19 protein-coding genes and 1 tRNA gene are annotated in these 20,241 nt (G+C 68.2%); 7 read left to right on the forward strand and 13 right to left on the reverse strand.

What is annotated here, in order from left to right:
• Window positions 1–25: 25 nt before the first annotated feature.
• From GOPIP_RS21955 to mhuD, 3 genes are all read right to left on the reverse strand, one after another.
• Window positions 26–1,510, reverse strand: a complete 1,485-nt coding sequence (locus GOPIP_RS21955; RefSeq protein WP_006372006.1) for an aldehyde dehydrogenase — start codon at window positions 1,508–1,510, stop codon at window positions 26–28.
• A gap of 137 nt (window positions 1,511–1,647) precedes the next feature.
• On the reverse strand, window positions 1,648–2,289 hold the full coding sequence (locus GOPIP_RS21960; RefSeq protein ID WP_006372007.1) for an LON peptidase substrate-binding domain-containing protein: 642 nt from the start codon (window positions 2,287–2,289) through the stop codon (window positions 1,648–1,650).
• A 50-nt stretch (window positions 2,290–2,339) separates the two neighbouring features.
• On the reverse strand, window positions 2,340–2,648 hold the full coding sequence (gene mhuD / locus GOPIP_RS21965; protein WP_006372008.1) for a mycobilin-forming heme oxygenase MhuD: 309 nt from the start codon (window positions 2,646–2,648) through the stop codon (window positions 2,340–2,342).
• 103 nt (window positions 2,649–2,751) lie between these two features.
• Between mhuD and GOPIP_RS21970 the strand changes: the two genes are divergently transcribed.
• Window positions 2,752–3,564 (forward strand): alpha/beta fold hydrolase, encoded by an 813-nt coding sequence (locus GOPIP_RS21970; RefSeq protein ID WP_006372009.1) that lies wholly within the window; start codon window positions 2,752–2,754, stop codon window positions 3,562–3,564.
• A gap of 64 nt (window positions 3,565–3,628) precedes the next feature.
• Window positions 3,629–4,189, forward strand: a complete 561-nt coding sequence (locus tag GOPIP_RS21975) for an AAA family ATPase (RefSeq protein WP_006372010.1) — start codon at window positions 3,629–3,631, stop codon at window positions 4,187–4,189.
• Between the two features lie 55 nt (window positions 4,190–4,244).
• On the opposite strand, the gene GOPIP_RS21980 is transcribed toward GOPIP_RS21975, so the two are convergent.
• Both GOPIP_RS21980 and GOPIP_RS21985 read right to left on the reverse strand, forming a co-directional pair.
• On the reverse strand, window positions 4,245–5,315 hold the full coding sequence (locus GOPIP_RS21980; protein ID WP_006372011.1) for a DUF2189 domain-containing protein: 1,071 nt from the start codon (window positions 5,313–5,315) through the stop codon (window positions 4,245–4,247).
• 120 nt (window positions 5,316–5,435) lie between these two features.
• A complete protein-coding gene (locus GOPIP_RS21985) occupies window positions 5,436–6,332 on the reverse strand; it encodes an iron-sulfur binding domain-containing protein (RefSeq protein ID WP_006372012.1) in 897 nt (298 codons plus the stop codon).
• On the opposite strand from GOPIP_RS21985, the gene GOPIP_RS21990 reads away from it, so the two are divergent.
• Together GOPIP_RS21990 and GOPIP_RS21995 are read left to right on the forward strand one after the other, a co-directional pair.
• Window positions 6,331–7,005 carry a carbonic anhydrase gene (locus GOPIP_RS21990; protein ID WP_006372013.1) on the forward strand — a complete coding sequence of 225 codons (675 nt, stop codon included), beginning with the start codon at window positions 6,331–6,333 and terminating at the stop codon, window positions 7,003–7,005. The genes GOPIP_RS21985 and GOPIP_RS21990 overlap by 2 nt on opposite strands.
• Window positions 7,006–7,139: 134 nt before the next feature.
• Window positions 7,140–7,904, forward strand: a complete 765-nt coding sequence (locus tag GOPIP_RS21995) for a hypothetical protein (protein ID WP_006372014.1) — start codon at window positions 7,140–7,142, stop codon at window positions 7,902–7,904.
• Here the strand turns inward: GOPIP_RS21995 and GOPIP_RS22000 are convergent.
• The gene (locus GOPIP_RS22000) at window positions 7,901–8,932 is read right to left on the reverse strand and encodes a LacI family DNA-binding transcriptional regulator (protein WP_014361488.1); all 1,032 of its coding nucleotides are present in this window, start codon (window positions 8,930–8,932) and stop codon (window positions 7,901–7,903) included. The genes GOPIP_RS21995 and GOPIP_RS22000 overlap by 4 nt on opposite strands.
• Before the next feature lie 140 nt (window positions 8,933–9,072).
• Here GOPIP_RS22000 and GOPIP_RS22005 point away from each other — a divergent pair, with 140 nt between their 5' ends.
• Together GOPIP_RS22005 and GOPIP_RS22010 are read left to right on the forward strand one after the other, a co-directional pair.
• The gene (locus GOPIP_RS22005) at window positions 9,073–10,257 is read left to right on the forward strand and encodes an acyl-CoA dehydrogenase family protein (protein WP_006372016.1); all 1,185 of its coding nucleotides are present in this window, start codon (window positions 9,073–9,075) and stop codon (window positions 10,255–10,257) included.
• The gene (locus GOPIP_RS22010) at window positions 10,254–11,369 is read left to right on the forward strand and encodes a CaiB/BaiF CoA transferase family protein (protein ID WP_006372017.1); all 1,116 of its coding nucleotides are present in this window, start codon (window positions 10,254–10,256) and stop codon (window positions 11,367–11,369) included. The genes GOPIP_RS22005 and GOPIP_RS22010 overlap by 4 nt, the downstream gene beginning before the upstream one ends.
• 16 nt (window positions 11,370–11,385) lie before the next feature.
• Here GOPIP_RS22010 and disA read toward each other — a convergent pair whose 3' ends face one another.
• Window positions 11,386–12,501, reverse strand: a complete 1,116-nt coding sequence (disA, locus tag GOPIP_RS22015) for a DNA integrity scanning diadenylate cyclase DisA (protein ID WP_006372018.1) — start codon at window positions 12,499–12,501, stop codon at window positions 11,386–11,388.
• A 74-nt stretch (window positions 12,502–12,575) separates the two neighbouring features.
• On the opposite strand from disA, the gene GOPIP_RS22020 reads away from it, so the two are divergent.
• Window positions 12,576–13,148, forward strand: a complete 573-nt coding sequence (locus tag GOPIP_RS22020) for a PaaI family thioesterase (RefSeq protein WP_035728635.1) — start codon at window positions 12,576–12,578, stop codon at window positions 13,146–13,148.
• 13 nt (window positions 13,149–13,161) lie between these two features.
• Here the strand turns inward: GOPIP_RS22020 and GOPIP_RS22025 are convergent, their stop codons facing one another.
• From GOPIP_RS22025 to GOPIP_RS22050, 6 genes are all read right to left on the reverse strand, one after another.
• Window positions 13,162–14,130, reverse strand: coding sequence for an alpha/beta hydrolase (locus GOPIP_RS22025; protein ID WP_006372020.1), 969 nt, complete (start codon window positions 14,128–14,130; stop codon window positions 13,162–13,164).
• Window positions 14,131–14,328: 198 nt separating this feature from the next.
• The gene (radA, locus tag GOPIP_RS22030; RefSeq protein WP_006372021.1) at window positions 14,329–15,714 is read right to left on the reverse strand and encodes a DNA repair protein RadA; all 1,386 of its coding nucleotides are present in this window, start codon (window positions 15,712–15,714) and stop codon (window positions 14,329–14,331) included.
• A gap of 85 nt (window positions 15,715–15,799) precedes the next feature.
• Complete coding sequence (selB, locus tag GOPIP_RS22035) at window positions 15,800–17,602, reverse strand: selenocysteine-specific translation elongation factor (protein WP_006372022.1); 1,803 nt, start codon at window positions 17,600–17,602, stop codon at window positions 15,800–15,802.
• A gap of 9 nt (window positions 17,603–17,611) precedes the next feature.
• Window positions 17,612–18,949, reverse strand: a complete 1,338-nt coding sequence (gene selA / locus GOPIP_RS22040; protein WP_006372023.1) for an L-seryl-tRNA(Sec) selenium transferase — start codon at window positions 18,947–18,949, stop codon at window positions 17,612–17,614.
• Between the two features lie 55 nt (window positions 18,950–19,004).
• A tRNA-Sec gene (locus GOPIP_RS22045) sits at window positions 19,005–19,097 on the reverse strand.
• A gap of 90 nt (window positions 19,098–19,187) precedes the next feature.
• On the reverse strand, window positions 19,188–20,241 hold a 1,054-nt coding region (locus tag GOPIP_RS22050; RefSeq protein WP_006372024.1), incomplete at its 5' end, for an HNH endonuclease signature motif containing protein.

Consider the following 20,241-nt stretch of genomic DNA (forward strand, 5'->3'; position numbering starts at 1 on the left):
GCGCACACAACCCGGGCGTCACCGGCTACTGCGCGGGTTCGTACCCCATCGGCAGCATCGTCGACTTGTGCTCGACGAAGGACTCGAGTCCCTCCGGCCCGCATTCGCGACCGATACCGGAGTTCTTGTAGCCGCCGAACGGTGATCCGGGATCGATGGCGTAGAAGTTGATGCCGAAGGTTCCGGTGCGGATCCTGCCGGAGATCTCGATGCCGCGTTCGACGTCGGAGGTCCACACCGACCCGGCCAATCCGTAGTCGGAGTCGTTGGCGATCGCGATGGCCTCGTCGACGTCGTCGTAGTCGATCACCGAGAGCACCGGGCCGAAGATCTCCTCCTGGGCGATCGTCATGTCGTTGGTGACGCCGGTGAAGATGGTCGGGGTGATGAAGTGGCCGCCGTCCAGATCGGCGGGGCGGGTACTCTCCAATGCCGGTGTGGCCCCGGCCTTCTTGCCGGCCTCGATGTATCCCTCGATGCGTTGCAGTTGGCGCTCGCTGATCACCGGGCCGAGCTGGACCTCCGGATCGGTCGGCAACCCGACCTTCATCGCCTTGGCCGCCTCGACCATCGCCGAGACGATCTCGTCGTGGCGGCTGCGTGGCACCAGGACGCGCGTCTGCGCGACGCATGCCTGCCCGGTGTTGAACAGCCCCAGGAACACCAACATGCCGATGTTGGCGAGGTCGACGTCGTCGAGGACGATGGCCGCGGACTTGCCGCCGAGCTCGAGGGAGCAGCGCTTGAGGCTCTGCGCGCAGGCCGCGCCGATCGCCTTACCCGCCGCGGTCGAACCGGTGAACGTGATCTTGTCGACGTCGGGGTGATTCACCAGGGCTTCGCCGGTGGCGGTCGCGCCGGGCACCACCGAGATGACGCCCTCGGGTACGCCGGCCTCGGTGAAGATCTCCGCGAGCAGGTTGGCCGTCATCGGTGTCTCCGGTGCCGGTTTGAGCACCACCGAACAACCGGCGGCAAGCGCTGCCCCGAACTTGTTGCACACCAAGAACAATGGGACGTTCCACGCGGTGATCGCACCGACCACACCGACGGGTTCACGGGTGACCAGCGTGGTGCCGAACAGTCCGGTCCGGTACTCCTGCCACGGGTAGTTGCGCGCGGCGTCGGCGTAGGCCCGCAGCACACCCGTCCCGGGCAGCTTCTGCAGCATGTCGATGGCGCTCGGCGGGGCGCCCATCTCGGCGGAGACCACGGCGCCGATCTCGTCGAAGCGGGCATCGATCAGGTCGGCGACGCGCTCGAGGATCTCGGCACGCTCGGCGGCCGGTCGCGCCGACCACACGCCCGAGTCGAATGCGGCGCGCGCCGTGCGTACGGCGGTGTCCACATCGGTCTCGTCGGCCAGCGGTACCGATCCGACGCGTTCGCCGGTGGCAGGGGAGTAGACCTCAAGAGTCTCGGAGGAATGCGGTGCGACCCAGGTGCCTCCCAGGTACAGGCTGGTCTGGTCGCCCCCGACGCGGGTGCCGGCCTCGACGGTCTCGGTCATGACAGATGCTCCCTCGGTCCTGCGGGCACATCGCCGGACATGGCGAGGCGCGCGTGTGAAATGCCTTCACCACCGATACTAGAACACGTTCTAATTGTCCACGTTCTGATTGCCGCCGATGGTCTCGACAAACCCGCTCAGGCGCCGAAGCGGATCCGGGCTTCCATGGTCGCCACGGCCTCGTCGAACACGTGGCACCGGGTGGGATAGTCGGCGGCCTCGAGCAGTTCCTGGCGGTCGGCCGGCCCGATGGGTAGCCGCGCCGCCCAGCCGAAGACGCCGACGGTGGCCAGGTCGGCGGCGTCGAAGAGCGGGACGTCGTCGTCGAGGGGAACCCCGCGCGCGGCGAACGACTCCTCGACCAGTTGGCGCACGCGAGCGCCGATCCCGGTGAGTCGCCGCACCGACGCGTCGTCGAGCGACGGTTCGGACAGCGGTCGGATGAGGGCGCGCGGATACGGGTCGTCGGGGAGCCAGTCGACGACCCGGAACCGCCAGGTCCCGGTACACGAGATCAGGGCCTGACCGTCGGGTTCGGTCACGGCGGTGTCGATGTCGGCGAAGGTTCCGACATCGTGACGGACGTCGCCGCCACCGACCTCACGGCCGCGTGCGATCAGCACGACACCGAAACCGGACAGCGGTGGGTCGTCGGCCGTCGATCCGTCCGGCGATGCGTCACCGGTGAGACAGTCGCGCAACATCTGCCGGTACCGCGGCTCGAAGATGCGCAGCGGCAGGCTTTCTCCCGGGAGCAGTGCGGCCCCGAGCGGGAACATCGGCGCCGGGCGCGGTTGCGCGCCGGCGAAGTGTTCGGGTCCGGTGGGCGTCAGGAGCTCGGCTTGGCGTCGAGGACCACCTCGAACTCGAGGAGGTCGGCTCCGGAGGCGACCGGCTTGGCGCGCTCCCCGGCGTGCGCTTCGCGAGCCGGCCCGGCCGCCCACGCCTGGAAGTCCTCCTCGGACTCCCACTGGGTCACCACGAAATACCGGTCGTCACCCTTGACCGGGCGCAGCAACTGGAATCCGAGGAAGCCTTTCGAACCGTCGACCGCATGGGCCCGGTGGGCGAAACGCTTCTCGAGTTCGGGCCCGGCGCCCTCGGGGACGTGGATTGCATTGATCTTCACAACAGCCATGGCACAAAGCCTAGACCCCGCACCGAGTCCGAATCGCACGGCGAGCGCCGATCTTCGGGCGCATCGGACGCCGGAGGTAATCTCGTCGGTTGTGACGCGAGGTGTGGCCGGCCGGGGGCTGCTCGATCGGGGGTTGCTCGACTACGGGGGACTCGGTGCCGACGACCCGGCCCAGGGAGTGGGTCCGATCGTGCTCGTCCACGGTCTGATGGGCCGGGGCCGCACGTGGCGTCGGCAGGTGCCGTGGCTACGGCGCTACGGTCGGGTCTTCACCTTCGACGCGGCTTTCCACACCGGTGCCCCCGATGCCGTCCTCGCCGATCCGGGTCAGGTGTCGACCGAGCGGTTCGTCGCCGACCTCGCCGAGATCCTCACCTGGATCGACCTGGGACCCGCTGTGCTGGTTGGTCATTCGATGGGCGCGCTGCACTCGTGGTGTGTGGCCGCCCAATACCCGGAGTTGGTGTCGGCGCTCGTGGTGGAGGACATGGCCCCGGATTTCCGCGGCCGCACCACCGAGAACTGGACCCCGTGGTTCTCGTCCTGGCCGGAGCGGTTCGATTCACCCGCCGAGGCGGTCGCGATGTTCGGTCCGGTCGCGGGTCGCTACTTCTATGAGGCCTTTGACGACGGACGGCTGCACGGCGACCTGGATACCTGGACCGCGATCGCCGACGAGTGGGGTCGGCGGGACTTCTGGGCGCAGTGGTGGAAAGTCGGCGTACCGAGCCTGGTGATGGAGGCCCAAGCCGGCGTCACCCCGTCCGGTCAGATGCGAAAGATGGCGTTGGGCAACGACTTCGCCACGTACCTACTCGCCACCGGGGCTGGTCATCTGATCCACGACGACGCACCCGACTTCTATCGCGGGGCCGTCGAGGCGTTCCTCTCGGGTTTGTCGTCGCGGTTGCGCTGAACGGCCGACTGTATCTGGCCGTTACTTGCTGGAACGCAATATCCGGCGCGGATAGTCTCGCGTCATGGGTCGGCGCAACTATCTCATCGCCGGGGTGTCGTGCAGCGGTAAGACGTCGGTGTGTTCGGAGCTGCGCCGGCGCGGGCACCACGCCGTGAACGGCGATACGGACCTTGCCTATCAAGGAGATCCGACGACGGGCATCGCAATGACGTCGACGGGAAGGCGTGCCTCGCACTGGCACCACATCTGGAATGTCAACGCGGTTCGCGCGCTTGCAGGCGACTGCATCCGACCGGCCACATTCTTCTGCGGCGGGTCCAGGAACCTTGCTGAGTTCGTCGACCTCTTCGGCGCCGTCTTCGTCCTGCGCATCGATCTCGTCACCTTGCGTCGAAGGCTCGACCAGCGGCCCGAGAGTGAATTCGGCGGAATACGGCACGAGCGTGACCTCATCGTGCGCATCCATCAGGGCGACGACGCCGTCCCCACTGATCCCGTCCCGGCCGATGCCATCGATATCGACGCCACCGTCCCGATCGGCGACGTGGTCGACGAGATCCTGCGGCAGCTGGGGGAGTCCGCACCGAAGGTCCTGATGCGCCGACGCCCGCCGCCACCGTGAGGTGACGACGGGCGTCGGCGTTATCTGAGAGGGCGGTGCTGAGAGGGACTTTCGCCTACACCGGCGCCGGCGCGACATAACCGCCGGTCAGCCGGCGGTAGCAGTGCGCGTAGAACAGCTGCCCGAGCGGCCACGTCACGATCAGGCCGATGTAGCAGAGGATGGTGCCGATGTAGGAGAGCACGTAGGCAACCACGAGCGTCAACAACGAGTTCGACACCGACGAGCGCGACAGGTTGGTCGATGCGCTCATCGCGGCACCGAGGCCGAGCTTCTTGTCGATGACGAAGAAGATCGAGAACTGCAGCAGGAAGATCGCGATCAGACCGGGAATGATGCAGAGCACCAGGCCGACCGCGGTGATCAGGCCGACGACGATGGCGGTACCGACAACGGGGCCGAAGCGATCCGGCTTCAGGAAGGTCGCCACGGAAACCGGCTGACCGTCGGCCACGCGGAGCGCGCCGGTGATCATCGACGCCGACAGATACATGATGGCGACGAAAACGACCACATACAGCACGATTCCGAGGAGCAGGCCACCGGCTCCGAGGCTGCTGGTCTGCACGTTGTAGCTGTAGGTACCGCCGTACCCGTTGTCGATGGTCTCGGTGGTCGTCGACGTGGACAGCGCGATGATCGCGAAGTACACGCCCACCATGACACCGCCGATGAGGAACATGATTAGTCCCGGCACGATCATCGGTCCGGGGTTGGCCTTGAACTGGGCCCACGCCCAGCTCAGCGCCTCACCGACGTTGACCTGCTGCGGAGCACCCGTCGGTGCCCCGGGGGCTCCGGGTACCCCGGCACCGGGTGCACCGTACGGCGGGGGCGTGGCCCCGGGTGGCACAGCACCGTATCCGCCTGCCGGAGCACCGGATTCGGGTGCACCATAACCCGGCTGCTGTCCGTACGGTGGGGGTTGCTGACCGTATCCGGGAGGCTGCTGTCCGTACGACGGGGGCTGCTGGCCGTAGCCCGGCGGCTGCTGCGGGGGTGGTGTCTGCCCGTACTGGGTGGAGCCGTAGGGATCGGGGGTTCCCGGGCCCTGCGGATTCGGCGGACCGTATCCGGGCTGTTGCGGCTTGCTGAAGTCAGGACCCTCGTTGGGCGGCTCTGTCATGGGGGACAAGTTAGCAGGTGAAAGCCGCAATCAGGTGAAGTTGCGCCCACGGTGTCATCCGGTCTGTAGAGATCTGTCCTCCGATGGGCGGAGATGGTTGCCGGCGCCGGAATCGGCCTCTCACGAGCCCTCACCCGCCAGGCAGTACCGACCGTCGGCGGTGAGTTCGACGAGGCCGTCGGTGAGCAATGAGTCCAGCGCGCGATCGCGCTGCGGGGTGTCGGTGGTCCACACCGCGTCGAGACGCGTCCGATCGACCGGAAAATCATTGTCGCGCAACACGTCCAGGAGCAGTCCGCGCACCTGGCGGTCGGTACCGGCGAACTTCTGCACCCGACGACGCGGTCCCACATGGGCGGGCCGGCCCAGCGTCACCCAGGCACAACCGGTGATGGGGCAGTCGTCGCAGCGCGGGTTGCGCGCGGTGCACACCAGCGCGCCCAACTCCATCAGCGCCGCCGAGTAACGGGGCGCGTTGCGGGCGAACGATCCACGCGGGGTCCGCGGGAGCAGTGCCTCCGCATCGGCGAGATCCGAGCGGGACGGATTACCCGGTTCGGCCCGGCCGTGCACCGCCCGCGCGATGACTCGTCGGACATTGGTGTCGACGACGGGCACCGCCTGTCCGTAGGCGAAGCAGGCGACCGCGCGTGCCGTGTAGTCGCCGATGCCCGGCAGACTCAGCATGGTCGCGACGTCCTCGGGGACGCGGTCAGCGTGGTCGGCGGCCAGTACCTTGGCGCATTCGTGCAGACGCAGCGCACGCCGGGGATAGCCGAGCTTGCCCCAGGCGCGCAGCACATCGGCCGGAGTCGATGCCGCCATCGCCGACGGCTTGGGCCAGCGCTGTACCCATTCGGTCCACGGGCCGATCACCCGGGACACCGGGGTCTGCTGCAACATGATCTCGCTGATGAGGATCTGCCAGGCCGGAAGCCCGGGTGCACGCCAGGGCAGATCGCGTTCATGGCGATCGAACCATGCGAGAACGGTGGTTGGTGGCAGACTGGTTCCCATGATCGGACTCACCCCGAAACGTGCATGGCAGGTACTCCTGGAGGGCAACCGGCGCTTCGTCGCCGGAGAATCGCAACATCCCAGCCAGGGTATCGAGGACCGCCACCGCCTCGCCGCCGGGCAGAACCCGCACGTCGTGCTGTTCGGATGTGCGGATTCACGCCTGGCCGCCGAGATCATCTTCGATCAGGGCCTCGGCGACATGTTCGTCGTCCGCACCGCCGGTCACGTCCTCGACTCCGCGGTCCTCGGTTCGCTCGAATACGCAGCGGAGGTCCTCGAGGTGCCCCTGATCGTGATCCTCGGTCACGACAGCTGCGGTGCGGTCAAGGCGACCCTCGACGCGCTCGACGACCTGCAGATCCCCGGTGGCTACATCCGCGACGTCGTCGAACGGGTGACGCCCAGCATCCTGGCCGGCCGCAGCGAGGGCCTGACGCGTGTCGACGAGTTCGAGGCCCGGCACGTCGTTGAGACCGGTCAACTGCTGATGCAGCGCAGCCGGATCATCGCCGACCGTGTCGCCGCGGGAAAGCTGGCCATCGTCGGGCTGACGTACGCCCTCAGCGAGGGCGCTGTTCAGCTGCGCGGGGTCTACGGCGACATCGGTGTGAGCGGTCAGGCCGTCCTGCCGGTGCAGCACACCGAACTCCCTGACGCAGAATCGGCCTAGGCGCCCGCGGGCCGTGGTGCGCGCGTGATGCCCGTTACCTCACCGGCCCCGTTACCTCACCGGCCCCGCAAGTTTCATGCGACACGCCGACCGACCTCGCCGAGGGCGGTCGGCGGGGCCGTTAGCGTTGGGGCGTGATCGAACCGCAAGGGCCACTCCCACCCGAGATCTATTGGCGACGCCGCATCGTCGCCGGTGGTGTGCTGGTGGCTGTCCTCGCCCTGGTGGTCGGGTTGGTCGTGTGGGCGCAATCGGGTGGCGGTGACGACACGTCGAATACCGCATCCAAGGCGACCCCCTCATCGACGACACCGTCGACCGCGACGACCAATGCCTCGGTCGATCCGTCGCAGGCGCCGTCCGGTGGCGGCACCGGCGGTGGTGGCGGCGGTGCACCCGCCGACAGCAGTGCCAACCCGAGCGCGTCGCCGTCGGGCTCGGCGGCCCCACCGGCGCCGGGAGGCAATCCTGCGGCTGCCGACGCGAACATGCCGCTGTGCCCGGACAACTCGATCGCCGTCGTGCTCTACACCGACAAGCCGACCTACACCACCGGTAGCCAGCCGGTGTTCACCATCGTCGTGACCAACGCGGGACTCTCCGCATGTGCACGCGATGTCGGCAAGGCCGCCCAGAACGTGATCGTGCGCACCCTCGACGGCACCCGCACGCTGTGGACCGCGAGCGACTGCTCGCAGATCAACACCGTCAACAACCAGGTGTTGCAGCCGCAGCAGCAGGTCAAGGACACCATCACGTGGTCCGGCACCACCAGCAACCCGGGCTGCGACAAGCCGCGCACCCCGGTGCCCGCCGGCTCCTATCAGGCCATCGGAAAGCTCGGCGAGAAGGAGTCGGCGCCGATCACGTTCAACTTCGTGGCGCCCGCCCAGCCCTAAGTCGTCCCGCGCGCCATCAATTCGACGGGTAGGAACGCGGATTCGACGTCGCGCCCCTCGATGAGATCGAGCAGGCCACGAGCCGCGGTCGCCCCGATCCGGCGCGCCGGGGACGCGACGGTTGTCAGCGGCACCGGCAGCTGGGCCGCGATGGGGATGTCGTTGTAGCCGACGAGCGCGAGGTCGGCCGGGATCTGCAGGCCGAGGTCGCGGGCCACGCCGAGCACGCCGATGGCGATGGTGTCGGAGACGGTGAAGATCGCGCGTGGTCGGTCGGGCCCGTCGAGCAGTTGACGACCTGCCGCGATACCTCCGTCGACGTCGAAGGCCGACGTCACGATCCTGTTGGGCGGCAACTCGATTCCCGCCTCGCCGAGGCCGTCGAGGAATCCGGTGAGCCGGTCGGTGGCGGTGGTGGCGTGTGCGGGTCCGCCGATGACGGCGAGGTCGGTGTACCCGCGATCGATGAGATGTCGTGCCGCGAGCCGGCCGCCGCCGCGGTCATCCCCACCGACGAAGGGCAGGCCGGCGTCGGCGTGCCGGGTGACCGTCAGCATCGGGACGTTCACCGTCAGTGACTCGATGAATTCGGCTGCCGGAGCGTGTAATCCACCCAGGAGTAGGCCGTCGACCCGGCGGCCGACCAGCAACTCGATGGCGTCACGTTGGGCGGCGGCGTCATCGGGTGGGCTCGCCAACAGCACCGAATAGCCTGCGCGCGTGGCGGCTTCGTCGATGCCCTGATAGGTCGTGGCGACGACGCCATCGGTCAGGCGGGTCATCACGACCCCGAGAGTCGTGGTCTTGCGGGTACGCAGGCTGGCCGCCCAGACGTTGCGGCGGTAGCCGAGTTCCTCGGCGGCGCGACGCACCCGCTGGGCCGAGGGCGACCAACCGTCGACCGGCTCGGGCTGCCGCAATACCCGCGACGCCGTCGACACGTGGACCCCGGCGTGCTCGGCGATCTCCTTGAGCGTCGGTGCCCGCACGCCTCGCGTCGGCCGGCCGTCTGACGACTGTCCTGGCATCGGCGGTGGTGGTCCTTCCTCGGGTCGGCGCGCTTGTTGACGGATGCGGCGATGCGCCATAGCCTACGTGATGCAAACGATCGTGCAAACGTTCTCACAAACGATTGCACACGGTTCTCGCACCCGCCAGGAGGATGCCCATGCCCGCTCAGGACCTCACGCAACTGTTCGCCCTCGACTCGCTGCTCGACGCCGACGAGATCGCCATCCGCGACACCGTCCGCAAGTTCGGTCAGGAGCGGCTGCGGCCGCATATCGGCGACTGGTTCGAGAAGGGTGCGCTACCGGCGCGCGAGCTGGCGAAGGAACTCGGTGCGCTCGGCGCCCTCGGCATGCACCTGGAGGGATACGGCTGCCCGGGGACGAGTGCGACCGCCTACGGTCTGGCCTGCCTCGAACTCGAGGCCGTCGACTCGGGCATCCGCAGTCTGGTGTCGGTACAGGGATCGCTGGCGATGTTCTCGATCCACCACTGGGGCAGCGAGGAACAGAAGCAGGAATGGTTGCCGCGCACGGCGGCCGGTGAGGCCATCGGATGCTTCGGGCTGACCGAGCCGGACTTCGGGTCGAATCCCGCGGGGATGCGCACCAACGCCAAGCGCGACGGCGACGACTGGGTACTCAACGGCACCAAGATGTGGATCACCAACGGGTCGATCGCCGATGTCGCGGTGGTGTGGGCGCAGACCGATCTCGAGGAATCCCCGCGCGGCATCAGGGGATTCGTCGTCCCGACCGACACCCCGGGGTTCTCGGCGCCGGAGATCACCAAGAAGATGTCGCTGCGGGCCTCGGTCACCTCCGAGTTGGTGCTCGACGACGTGCGGCTGCCGGCGTCGGCGATGCTGCCGGAGGCCGCCGGGCTCCGCGGGCCGCTCACGAGCCTGGGCGAGGCGCGCTTCGGCATCATCTTCGGTGCGATCGGTGCCGCCCGCGACTGCCTCGAAACGGCCGTCGAATACTCCCAATCCCGCGCCGTGTTCGACAAACCGCTTGCGGCATACCAGATCACGCAGACCAAGATCGCCGACATGGCACTCGAGGTCGGCAAGGGACATCTGCTCGCCTATCACCTCGGCCGACTCAAGGACCGGGGCGAACTGCGCCCGGAACAGGTCAGCACCGGCAAGCTCAACAATGTGCGTGAGGCGATCGCGATCGCTCGTGAGTGCCGAACCATCTTGGGCGCCAACGGGATCACCTTGGAGTACCCGGTGATCCGGCACGCCAACAACCTCGAATCGGTACTCACCTACGAGGGCACCTCGGAGGTGCACCAGCTGACCATAGGCAAGGCATTGACCGGGGAGGGCGCGTTCCGGTGACGGGCGCCCTGGACGGGCTGGTCATCGCCGACTTCGGTCGGGTCCTGGCCGGTCCGTACGCCACGATGCTGCTCGCCGACCTCGGCGCCGAGGTCATCAAGGTCGAGCGACCCGGCACCGGCGACGACACCCGCAGTTGGGGTCCGCCGTGGGTCGGTGAGGACTCGTCGTACTTCTTGTCGGTCAACCGCAACAAGGAGTCGGTGGCCCTCGACCTCGCCGACCCCGCCGGGCTGGCCGCTGCCCACGAGCTGACCGATCGGGCCGACGTCGTCGTCGAGAACTTCCTGCCCGGCACCCTGGATCGCTTGGGTCTCGGATACGACGCTGTTGCGCAACGTAATCCGGATATCGTGTACTGCTCGGTCACCGGCTTCGGCGGCAACAATCAGCTACCGGGCTATGATCTGCTGATTCAGGCGGTCGGCGGTCTGATGAGCATCACCGGACCCGACGCCGACACCCCGACCAAGGTCGGTGTCGCGATGGTCGACGTCATCACCGGTCTGCACGCCGCGGTGGGTATCCTTGCCGCGCTGCGTCATCGGGATGTGACCGGCCAGGGCCAGCGCATCGAGGTGAACCTGCTCTCGTCATTGCTTTCGGCCCTGGTCAACCAGTCGTCGGCGTATGTGGCCGCGGGTGTGGTGCCGCACGCCATGGGGAACAGGCACCCGAGCATCACGCCGTACGAGGTGTTCTCGACGGCCGACCGGCCACTGGTGCTCGCCGTCGGCAACGACCGGCAGTTCGCCGCGCTCGCCGATGTGCTGGGGCAGCCCGATCTTGCTGCCGACGAACACTTTTCGACCAACAAGGCCCGGGTGGCACACCGCGATGAGCTGGTCGGGCTGCTCAACGAGGCACTGTCACACGACACCGCCGACGCCTGGTTCACCGTGCTCACCGCGCGTGGCGTGCCATGTGGACCGCTCAACGACGTCGCCGATGCGATCGCACTCGCCGAGCGACTCGGGCTCGCGCCGGTCGTCGAGATCGATGATCCCCGGCGCGACGGTCCGATCACCCAGATCGCCAACCCCATTCGGATGAGCGCGACGCCACCGACCTACCGAACGGCGCCGCCGCGGTTGGGCGAGGACGACCGGTAGGCGAGGACCGGCGTGGCTAGTCGTAGCGCTCGATGCTCGACTCGGCCAGCCGCGACAGCCCCTCGCGGATGTGGCGGGCCCAGATGCTGCCGATGCCCTCGACGGCCTGCAGGTCGGCGGCCGAGGAGGCCAGCAACGCCTGCAGGGTGCCGAAGCTGCGAACCAGACGATCGACGTGGGCGAACTGCAGTCGTGAGATCCGGGCCAGCATGCGGTAGCCGCGCGGGCTCATCGCGGTGTCCTGGGCCTCGATGGTGGTCGGGTAGCCGAAGGCGCCGGCCAGCAGCGTGAGATCGAGGAGGTCGGCGTCGGAGAGCGCCTCGACCGTCTCGAGGGTGTGGTGCACCTCCTCGGTGGTCGCCGGCTCGGGGCTGGCGTAGTAGTCGCGGACCAGTAATTCGCGGACGGTGTCGTTCTCGGAGATCAACTCCTCGAGCTGCAGACTCACCTGTCGTCCGTTGGTGCCCAGTTCCAGGACGTACTCCTCGATCTCGACACCCACCCGGCGGACCATCTCCATCCGCTGCGCCGTCGACATCGCGTCGCGCAGTAGGACGTAGTCCTCGATCTCGGCGCGGCCGAGCGCCGAGATCACCTCGTCGAGGCGAGCCTTGTAGCGCTCGAGGGTCGACAGCGCCACGTTGGCGCGCGAGAGAATCGGGTCCGGGCTCTCGACGACGCGTCGCACCCCTTCGGCGTAGACGCTGACGATCGACATCGACGCGCTCACCGAGATCACCGGATACCCGGTCTGGATGGCGGTGCGTTCGGCGGCGCGGTGGCGCGTTCCGGACTCCTCGGTGGGAATCGACGGATCGGGCACCAGTTGTACATTCGCGCGGACGATGCGTTTGCCGTCGGTGGAGAGCACCACCGCACCGTCCATCTTGGCGAGTTCCCGCAGACGCGTCGGGGCGAATTCGACGTCGAGCTGGAAGCCGCCGTCACAGATCTTCTCGACGTCGGAGTCGTGGCCGAGCACGATCAACGCTCCGGTACCGCCGCGCAGGATGCGTTCGAGACCGTCGCGCAGACCGGTGCCGGGCGCCACGCGGGCCAGCGTTTCCTTGATCAGTTCCGAGCGCCCGGCGTCGGTGCGCCCGTACTGGTCGGTTCTGGCTCCCTCGACCATCGTTGTCCCTTCCTGCGTCATCGCGTCCGATCACCTGACACGTGCGGGAATCGGCATGACTAGGGTAACGGGACGTGAGCACCCCTTCTCGTCCCGATCGGCCCGGTGGATTCGTCGTGCCCGCCGACATCGAGGCCATGACGCGTCATCCGAAGGCCGCCGGACCGGGTGAGCCCATCCGTATGCACAACCCGATGTGCCTGGGATGTGGCGAGGATGCGCCCCGCGGGCTGCATCTGGTGGTCCGGGCGGGCGAAGATTTCACCGTGGAGACCGAGATGGACGTCGAACCGTGGATGGAAGGTGGTCCCGGCGTGATCCACGGCGGTGTGCTCTCGACCGCGTTCGACGAGGTGATGGGCACCGCGCCGCTACTCGTCGGGCCGTCGGCGGTGACCGTGCACCTCGAGGTGGACTTCCTCGCGCCGGTGCCCGTCGGCTCGCGCCTGCAGCTCAGTGCCCGGTTGCTCGGCCGTCAGCGACGCAAGATCTACGTCGAGGCGGTCGGTCACATCGGCGATCCGGACCAGCCGGTCGCCGTTGGCCATTCGATCTTCGTGTCGATCAACGCGCGCGAGCACTTCGCCGACCACGTCGAGCGCAGTCAGATGTCCGACGAGTACAAGCAGCGGCTTTCGAGGCCGTGACGGGGCGCCCCGCTCAGCCGTTCTTGAACCAGCCCGCGTTGTAGATGTTCCAGATCGCCTGCTGCCAGTAGCCCCACGCGTGGGTGCCGGTCAGTGGGAAGTCGGTGCGCAGCTTGACGCCGAAGGCCGGGGCGGCGAGGGCGAAGGTGCGGCTCTGTTCACCGGCAACCGATTCGATCGCCGTCGAGTTGAGGCCGGTGATGAAGAAGTCGGTGTTGTTGGCGCCCGGGGGCTGGTGGTCGCCCCACACGCCCGTACCCGCATACATCCACAGGTGCAGGCCGTTCATCGACGGCAGGTTCTCGGTCGGCGAATGCTGGAACGCCTGCAGATTCGGGAACCAGCCCCACATGTCGTTGAGGTCGTAGTGCCCGGCATCCCACGCCGCGCCGCGCATCATCGTCTGCATGCCGGTGGCGACGATGTTCATGAACCCCGACATCGAGACCACCCGCGAGTACAGGTCGCGGCGCTCGTTGCCGATCATCACGGCCTGGCTCGCCGACATCGACAGCCCGACGAGGGTGCGGTTGTGGAAGCCGTGGGCGTCGAGGAATTGCGGCAGGCTGTTCTTGAGCACCGTCTCCCAGCGGTACGGGTGCACCTGGCCGGCCGTGGGGCTCGGGGCATTCCAGTCGGCGTAGAACGAGGACTGGCCACCGATCGGCATGACCACGTTGTAGCCACGCTGCGACAGGTAGGCGACGTTGGTTTCGCGTTCCCAACCGTTGTAGTCGTTGGTGGCGCGCAGGCCGTCGAGGAAGATGATGGTCGGCGCCTTCGACGGGGCGGTGGTCTGGGACGGCCACGCTCGCACCCACACCGGGTGATCCATGCCGTAGTTGTTGATCGTCGCGTTGATGAAACCGCGGACCTGCGAGGCGGGCGGTCCCCATGCCGACGCGGTGGACGTGCCCGCGAGCAGGGCGCAGACGGTGAGCAGGGCGGTCAGCAGAACCGACGCGATTCGCCTCGAGGACATTCACAACTCACTTCGACGAAGAGGGATGGAGCGACACGAAATCACAGGCGTGACGATTCGACACGCTACCTGCACTGTTATGATCTTGTTACTCGTCCATATCCGGCAAAACACCCAAACCGCCGCACCCAACCCGGTGATCAGGCATTTTCGGTGTCGATTCTCAGACAATTCTCAATGTGCATTTCGGTGCATTTGTCAAAAAGGTGCGTCGACAACCCGCAGCGTCGCCGTGAATGCCGCCGCCGACGCCTCTGCGAGTGTGGCGACGCGTGTGACCTTGATGCCGCCGGGGATCTTCTCGGTGGTGCCCGTGGGGATCAGCACGTGCTTGAATCCCAGTCGCTTGGCCTCCCCGACGCGGCGCGCCACCGCCGAGACGCGTCGCACCTCACCGGCCAGCCCGACCTCGCCGATGACGGCGGTGGTCCGGGGGATCGGCCGCTTGGTCATCGACGAGAACACCGCCAGCGCGATGGCGAGGTCGGCGGCGGGTTCGGTCACGCGCATCCCGCCGACGGTCGCCGCGTACACCTCGCGCTCGTGGACGGGCACCTCGAGTGTGCTCTGCAGGACCGCGAGGATCATCGCCACGCGAGGCGAGTCGAGACCGGAGACCGCGCGGCGTGGGGTGGCCATGTTCGTCGTCGTGGTCAGTGCCTGGATCTCGCCCGCGAGCGCTCGCTTGCCGTCCATGGTGACCAGGGTCGCCGACCCGTTGACGTCGGAATCGTGTTGGTGGACAAAGATTCCCGAGGGATCACTGACCTGATGGATGCCGTCGTCGCGTTGTTCGAAGCATCCGACCTCGTCGGAGGCGCCGAAGCGGTTCTTGATGCCGCGCACCATCCGTAACGACGAGTGGCGGTCGCCCTCGAACGACAGGACCACGTCGACGAGGTGCTCGAGCGACCGCGGGCCCGCGACGGCGCCGTCCTTGGTGACATGGCCGACCAGGATGATCGCCACACCGCGATTCTTGGCCAGCGACACCAGTGCGGTGGTGACCGCGCGGATCTGGGTGACACCGCCGGTCACGCCGTCGGTGCCGGTGGCCACCACGGTCTGCACCGAGTCGACGATGACCAGGGACGGGGCAACGTCGTCGACGTGGCCGAGGATGGTGGCGAGGTCGGATTCGGCGGCGAGGTAGATGTTCTCGTGCACCGCGTCGGTCCGTTCGGCGCGCATGCGCACCTGCCCGGCGGATTCCTCGCCGGTGATGTAGAGCGCGCGCCGGCCACCGGCCGCCCAGTGTTTGACGGTCTCGAGCAGCAGCGTGGATTTGCCGACACCCGGCTCACCGGCCAGCAGGATCACCGAGCCGGGCACCACTCCGCGCCCGAGGACGCGGTCGAACTCGTCGATTCCGGTGGGGATCGCCGTTGACGTGGCCGCATCGACGGCGGTGATGGGTACGGCCGGGCTGGTCGGGGTGACCGTCGTGGTGGCCCCGCCGGGTGCACTGATGGTGGTGACCTCGTCGAAGGTGCCCCAGGCGTTGCATTCGGCGCAGCGTCCGACCCATTTGGGGACCTGATGACCGCACTCGCTGCAGCGGAAGCTCGACTTCGGTTTTGCCACGGAGGTCAGCCTACGGCCGGGGTCCGACAGAACCGGGGTCCGACCGAATCGGCGTGCCTCGCGGTCGTGGCGGACCGGTCGCAGATCACCGGATCACTTCGCGGTGGCCGGCGTCGAGACGACGGGTCCAGCCGCGCGCGTCGAGGTGTTCGAGCAGCGGTATCACCACGCGGCGCGTGGTGTGCAGGGCCTGACGGGCCTCGCTGGTGGTGAACGGCGTCGGCAGCCGCGCGAGGCTGCGCATGGCCAGGGCGGGTGCGGTCGGCGTGAGCACCACACCCGATCCGAGGCGGAGAAGGCGGCCCGTACGTTCCGCGGCGGCGAGTTCGCGGTCGCCGAGGCCGAGCGCGGCGAGGTCGTCGGCCTCAGGTGCGGCGAACGGATCGTCGGCGAGACGTCGTTCGACGGCCGCGATCGCCGCCTCGGCGGGACCGAGATCGGTGCCCCGGTCGGGCATCGCGAGGTAGCCGTCTGTCGTCTCGACGCCTGCCGCCGAGATCACCGCGTCGAGGAGCGCGGCGTCGTCGGGCAGGCCGAGCAGATCCGGCGCCGCGGCGCGGGAGATCCCCGCCGCCAGCGGATCCTCGCGGTGCAGTGTCTGCACCGCCGTCCGTAGTCGGCGTGCGCGGAGAGCGAGGTCGTCGGCATCGACCCAGCGGTCACCGACGACGAGCACGCCATCCGGCGGTGTTCCCGGTTCCGCGACCGCATCGAGCAGGCCGAGACGGCGCAGGTGGGTGATGGTGACCGAGCCGCGTCGGGCGACCTCGGAACGCAGATCGTCGGTCGGCCGGCGGGCCGCCAGGCTCGCGGCACGCCGGGCGGCGTCACCGCGACGACTCAGCGGCGGCGGCTCGGCGTCGACGACCTGTCCGCCGCCGACGATGCGGGTTCCCGGGTCGCGCAACACGATCCGGTCGCCGACGATCAACGGGAGTGGCCGGTCGAGGGTGAGTCGCGCGTGGTCGGCGCCGAGCGGGCGCATCCGTGCCGGCAGTGCAGCGCTGCCGATGTGGGCGGTGAGATGTATTGGTGCATCGGTGAACTCGTCACCGCTGACGCGCCGGACATCGACGACGTCGGTGCGCCGCCAGGTGTCGGGGGAGAGTAGCACGTCGCCCCGGGCGATCTCGTCGGAGTCGATGCCCCGAAGATTCAGTGCGACCCGGCTGACCGGCCCGATGGAGGCCAGGGTTCGTTCTTCGCTCTGGATGGTGCGAACGGTGACGCGTCGGATGCGTTGCGCTGTCAGGAGATCGAGGGTGTCGCCGACCGTCACGGTCCCTGCGGACAGCGTCCCGGTGACCACGGTGCCTGCGCCGGAGACGGTGAACGACCGGTCGATCCACAACCGGATCGGGGCGTCGACGGATGCTGTCGGTGATCCGGCGAGAATCTCGTCGAGTGCGGCGCACATCTGGGTCAACCCCGTTCCCCGCGTGGCCGAGACGGTCACCGCGGGCGCTTCGGCGAGCCCGGTGTCGGCGAGTCCGGCGCGCGTCTCGGTGAGGGTTTGCGCGATCCGTTCGGGCGCAGCGAGATCCGACCTGGTGAGCACGACCAGACCTCGGGTGATGCCGAGAGCGGCGATCGCGTCGCGGTGGTCGTCGGACTGCGCCTGCCAGCCGGCGTCGGCGGCCACGACGAACAGTACGACCGGCGCGGGGCCGAGGCCGGCGAGCATGTTACCCAGGAAACGCTCGTGGCCGGGGACGTCGACGAATGCGACGTTGCGACCGGAAGGCAGTGTGGTCCAGGCAAATCCGAGGTCGATGGTCAGGCCTCGGCGGCGTTCCTCGGCCCATCGATCGGGTTCGATCCCGGTGAGCGCCCGGACCAGTGTGCTCTTGCCGTGGTCGACGTGACCGGCGGTGGCGACGACGAACACCTCTGTGGCCTAAAGGTTTCCGTTGATATCGGCCGTGTGGTCGGTGACGGCATGCGCGGCGGACCGGACGGCGGCGAGGACGGCGTCGTCGTCGGACTCGGGGATACACCGCAGGTCGATCAGGCAGGCGCCGTCGTGCACACGGGGCAGGACCGCCGGGTCGCCGGTCCGCAGGTGGAATGCGAGGTGTTCGGGAAGTCGGATCGCCCATCCGGGTAGCGCGACACCGGGTGCGCCGCCCCCGCCGACCCGTCCGTCATGGGCGACGACGGGTGCGTCGAGTTGTGCCGCAAGGCGTTCGGCGCGGCGGCGGAGGTCGTCGGGGTCGGCGTGCAGGGCGGCGGTGACGGGAGGGGTCGGTCCGTCGAGGGTGGCCTCGAGGGCGGCGAGGGTGAGCTTGTCGGTGCGCACCGCCCGCGCCAGCGGATGTCTGGAGAGTCGGGCGATCAGATCGGCGTCACCGAGCATGATGCCGGCCTGCGGGCCGCCGAGAAGCTTGTCGCCGCTGGCGATCACGAGATCGGCCCCGGCCTGCAGTGCCGAGGTCGCATCGGGTTCATCGGGCAGGAGGGGATCGGGGTGCAGGAGTCCGGAGCCGAGGTCGGCGACCAGCGGCACGCCGCGCTCGACGCAGATCTCGTGCAGCTGCGGCAGGCTCACCTCGCTGGTGAATCCCTCGACGCGGAAATTGCTCGGATGCACCTTGAGCACGCAGCCGGTGTCGGGGCCGATGGCGTCGAGGTAGTCGCGCACATGGGTGCGATTGGTGGTGCCGATCTCGTGTAGACGCGCGCCGGTGGACGCCATCAGGTCGGTGAGCCGGAAGCCCGCGCCGATCTCGATCATCTCGCCGCGGCTCATCACCACCTCACGTCCGATCGCGAGCGCGGTGGTCGTCAGCACCAGTGCGGCGGCCCCGTTGTTGACGACGAGGGCGTCGCCGGCCGCCGGGCAGGCGCGGAGCAGGGCCTCGCGGGTGGCAGTGCCGCGTCGTGATCTGGCGCCGGTGGCCAGATCGAGTTCGACGTCGACGTACCCGGCGGATGCCGCCACCGCTTCCCGGGCCGCGGCCGATAGCGGCGCGCGCCCGAGGTTGGTGTGCACGATGACGCCGGTGGCGTTGAGGACCGGCCGTGCGCTCGACGGGCGACGTCGGCGTAGGGACTCGATGAGTGAACCGGCAACATCTGTGGGTGCGATCTCGCCGCGGCGTGCAGCGTCCTGTGCTTCACGAATGGCCTCGCGAACAACTTTGTCGCCCAGACGAGTTCGGTCCTGCGCGATGTCCGGATCGGCGAGTAGGTGGTCGGTACGAGGGATGTGTCGACGAGGATCGGGTGCACCCATTGGACACCTCCTCGAGTCCGGTCGTTCGGTCGGCACGGTCGTTCGATCGGCACGGCGGAGGCGGACGGGAATCGAACCCGCCAGACCGAGATACTCGATCTCACCGGTTTTGAAGACCGGGGGGCCCACCAGGAACCCATACGCCTCCGTGCCGTCCGGCAGCCGCCGATCCGGATGCCGGTGTAACCAACCTAGAGCACCGTGGGCGCGCTGGGCGGGAAGGGCGGCGAACCGGGAGTCACCGCGGGTGGGTGACGATGATCTGCCCGGTGCGCCGATTGCGCCATTCCACTCTGCGATCGGTGTAGAGCGTCGGTACCCACTCCGCAAGGTGCTTGCGTTGGTGATCGGCCCGACACAGCGGGATCAGATCACCGAGCACCGTCCAGCCACCGGCCTCGGGGTCGGTGTGGTTGAAGGGTCGCCAGTGGTCGAGGTCGCACAGGTGTGACGGCATCCCGCAGTAGGGGTATCGGCACCAGGCGTCGTTGGCGAGCACCTCAGCGCGCAGTGTGGCGCTGGGTGCATAGGTCAATGCCCCAGGTGGTGGCATGGTGTGGCCGCCGTGTCCGGTGGGGTCGGCCGGTGGGGCTTGGGGTCGGTCGGAGATCTGCGGGATCAACGGTCCAGCCGTGCGTGCGGATTCGGGGTAGTGGATGGTTTTCGCTACGTCGGCGAGGGTGGTGGCGTAGTCGCGGTCGATGGGCCCGTATCCCTGCAACCGGGGCACGAGAATCCCGTCGGGGTCCTTCAACACCGTCAGGACGGGTGCACCGGGTACGACCAGGGCCCGTCCGAACGCCACCGCCACCTCAGGAGGGGTGGAAGGTTCAGTAGGGTCGGGGATCTCGGGTTCGACGACCGGCTCCACCAACTCGACTTCGGGAGCGTCGGCATCGGCGGGTTCGGGCAACAGGTCGTCCCACGCTGCCGCATCCTCGGCGTCAGCGGGAGTTTCGGCCGACCCATTGCTGTCGGTGCCGCTACCTCGTTTCGGGCAGTCATCTTGTCCGCATTCGCAGTCGAGGTGCGCGCCGGGCACACCGGTGATCTCCCCAAGGGCGATCACCCGCAGTGACCCCACGCGGCGCGGGTCCTTGCGGCAGGTGCGTTCCTCGATCAGCGCCTCGATCTGCGTTGTGAAGAACACCCCATAGTGGGCGGGGACAACCGCATCCAAGGTGGAGTGCCCGGCAACCTCGGGGGTGATGGTGACGTTTTCCACCAGGTCGGTGATGGTGTCGCGGTCCTCGATCACACTGTCGGGACTCATCGACATCAGCGCCGCCTCG

This window comes from Gordonia polyisoprenivorans NBRC 16320 = JCM 10675 (assembly GCF_000241325.1).
Lineage (GTDB): Bacteria > Actinomycetota > Actinomycetes > Mycobacteriales > Mycobacteriaceae > Gordonia > Gordonia polyisoprenivorans.

Bases quoted from the DNA above. Each gene is read 5' to 3' on its own strand.
- GOPIP_RS21985 (WP_006372012.1), bottom strand. From the start codon at position 6,332: ATGGGAACCAGTCTGCCACCAACCACCGTTCTCGCATGGTTCGATCGC.
- selA (WP_006372023.1), bottom strand. From the start codon at position 18,949: ATGGGTGCACCCGATCCTCGTCGACACATCCCTCGTACCGACCACCTA.
- GOPIP_RS22025 (WP_006372020.1), bottom strand. From the start codon at position 14,130: ATGTCCTCGAGGCGAATCGCGTCGGTTCTGCTGACCGCCCTGCTCACC.
- GOPIP_RS21990 (WP_006372013.1), top strand. From the start codon at position 6,331: ATGATCGGACTCACCCCGAAACGTGCATGGCAGGTACTCCTGGAGGGC.
- GOPIP_RS21975 (WP_006372010.1), top strand. From the start codon at position 3,629: ATGGGTCGGCGCAACTATCTCATCGCCGGGGTGTCGTGCAGCGGTAAG.
- GOPIP_RS21955 (WP_006372006.1), bottom strand. From the start codon at position 1,510: ATGACCGAGACCGTCGAGGCCGGCACCCGCGTCGGGGGCGACCAGACC.
- GOPIP_RS22005 (WP_006372016.1), top strand. From the start codon at position 9,073: ATGCCCGCTCAGGACCTCACGCAACTGTTCGCCCTCGACTCGCTGCTC.
- disA (WP_006372018.1), bottom strand. From the start codon at position 12,501: ATGGTCGAGGGAGCCAGAACCGACCAGTACGGGCGCACCGACGCCGGG.
- GOPIP_RS21980 (WP_006372011.1), bottom strand. From the start codon at position 5,315: ATGACAGAGCCGCCCAACGAGGGTCCTGACTTCAGCAAGCCGCAACAG.
- GOPIP_RS22000 (WP_014361488.1), bottom strand. From the start codon at position 8,932: ATGCCAGGACAGTCGTCAGACGGCCGGCCGACGCGAGGCGTGCGGGCA.
- mhuD (WP_006372008.1), bottom strand. From the start codon at position 2,648: ATGGCTGTTGTGAAGATCAATGCAATCCACGTCCCCGAGGGCGCCGGG.
- GOPIP_RS21960 (WP_006372007.1), bottom strand. From the start codon at position 2,289: ATGTTCCCGCTCGGGGCCGCACTGCTCCCGGGAGAAAGCCTGCCGCTG.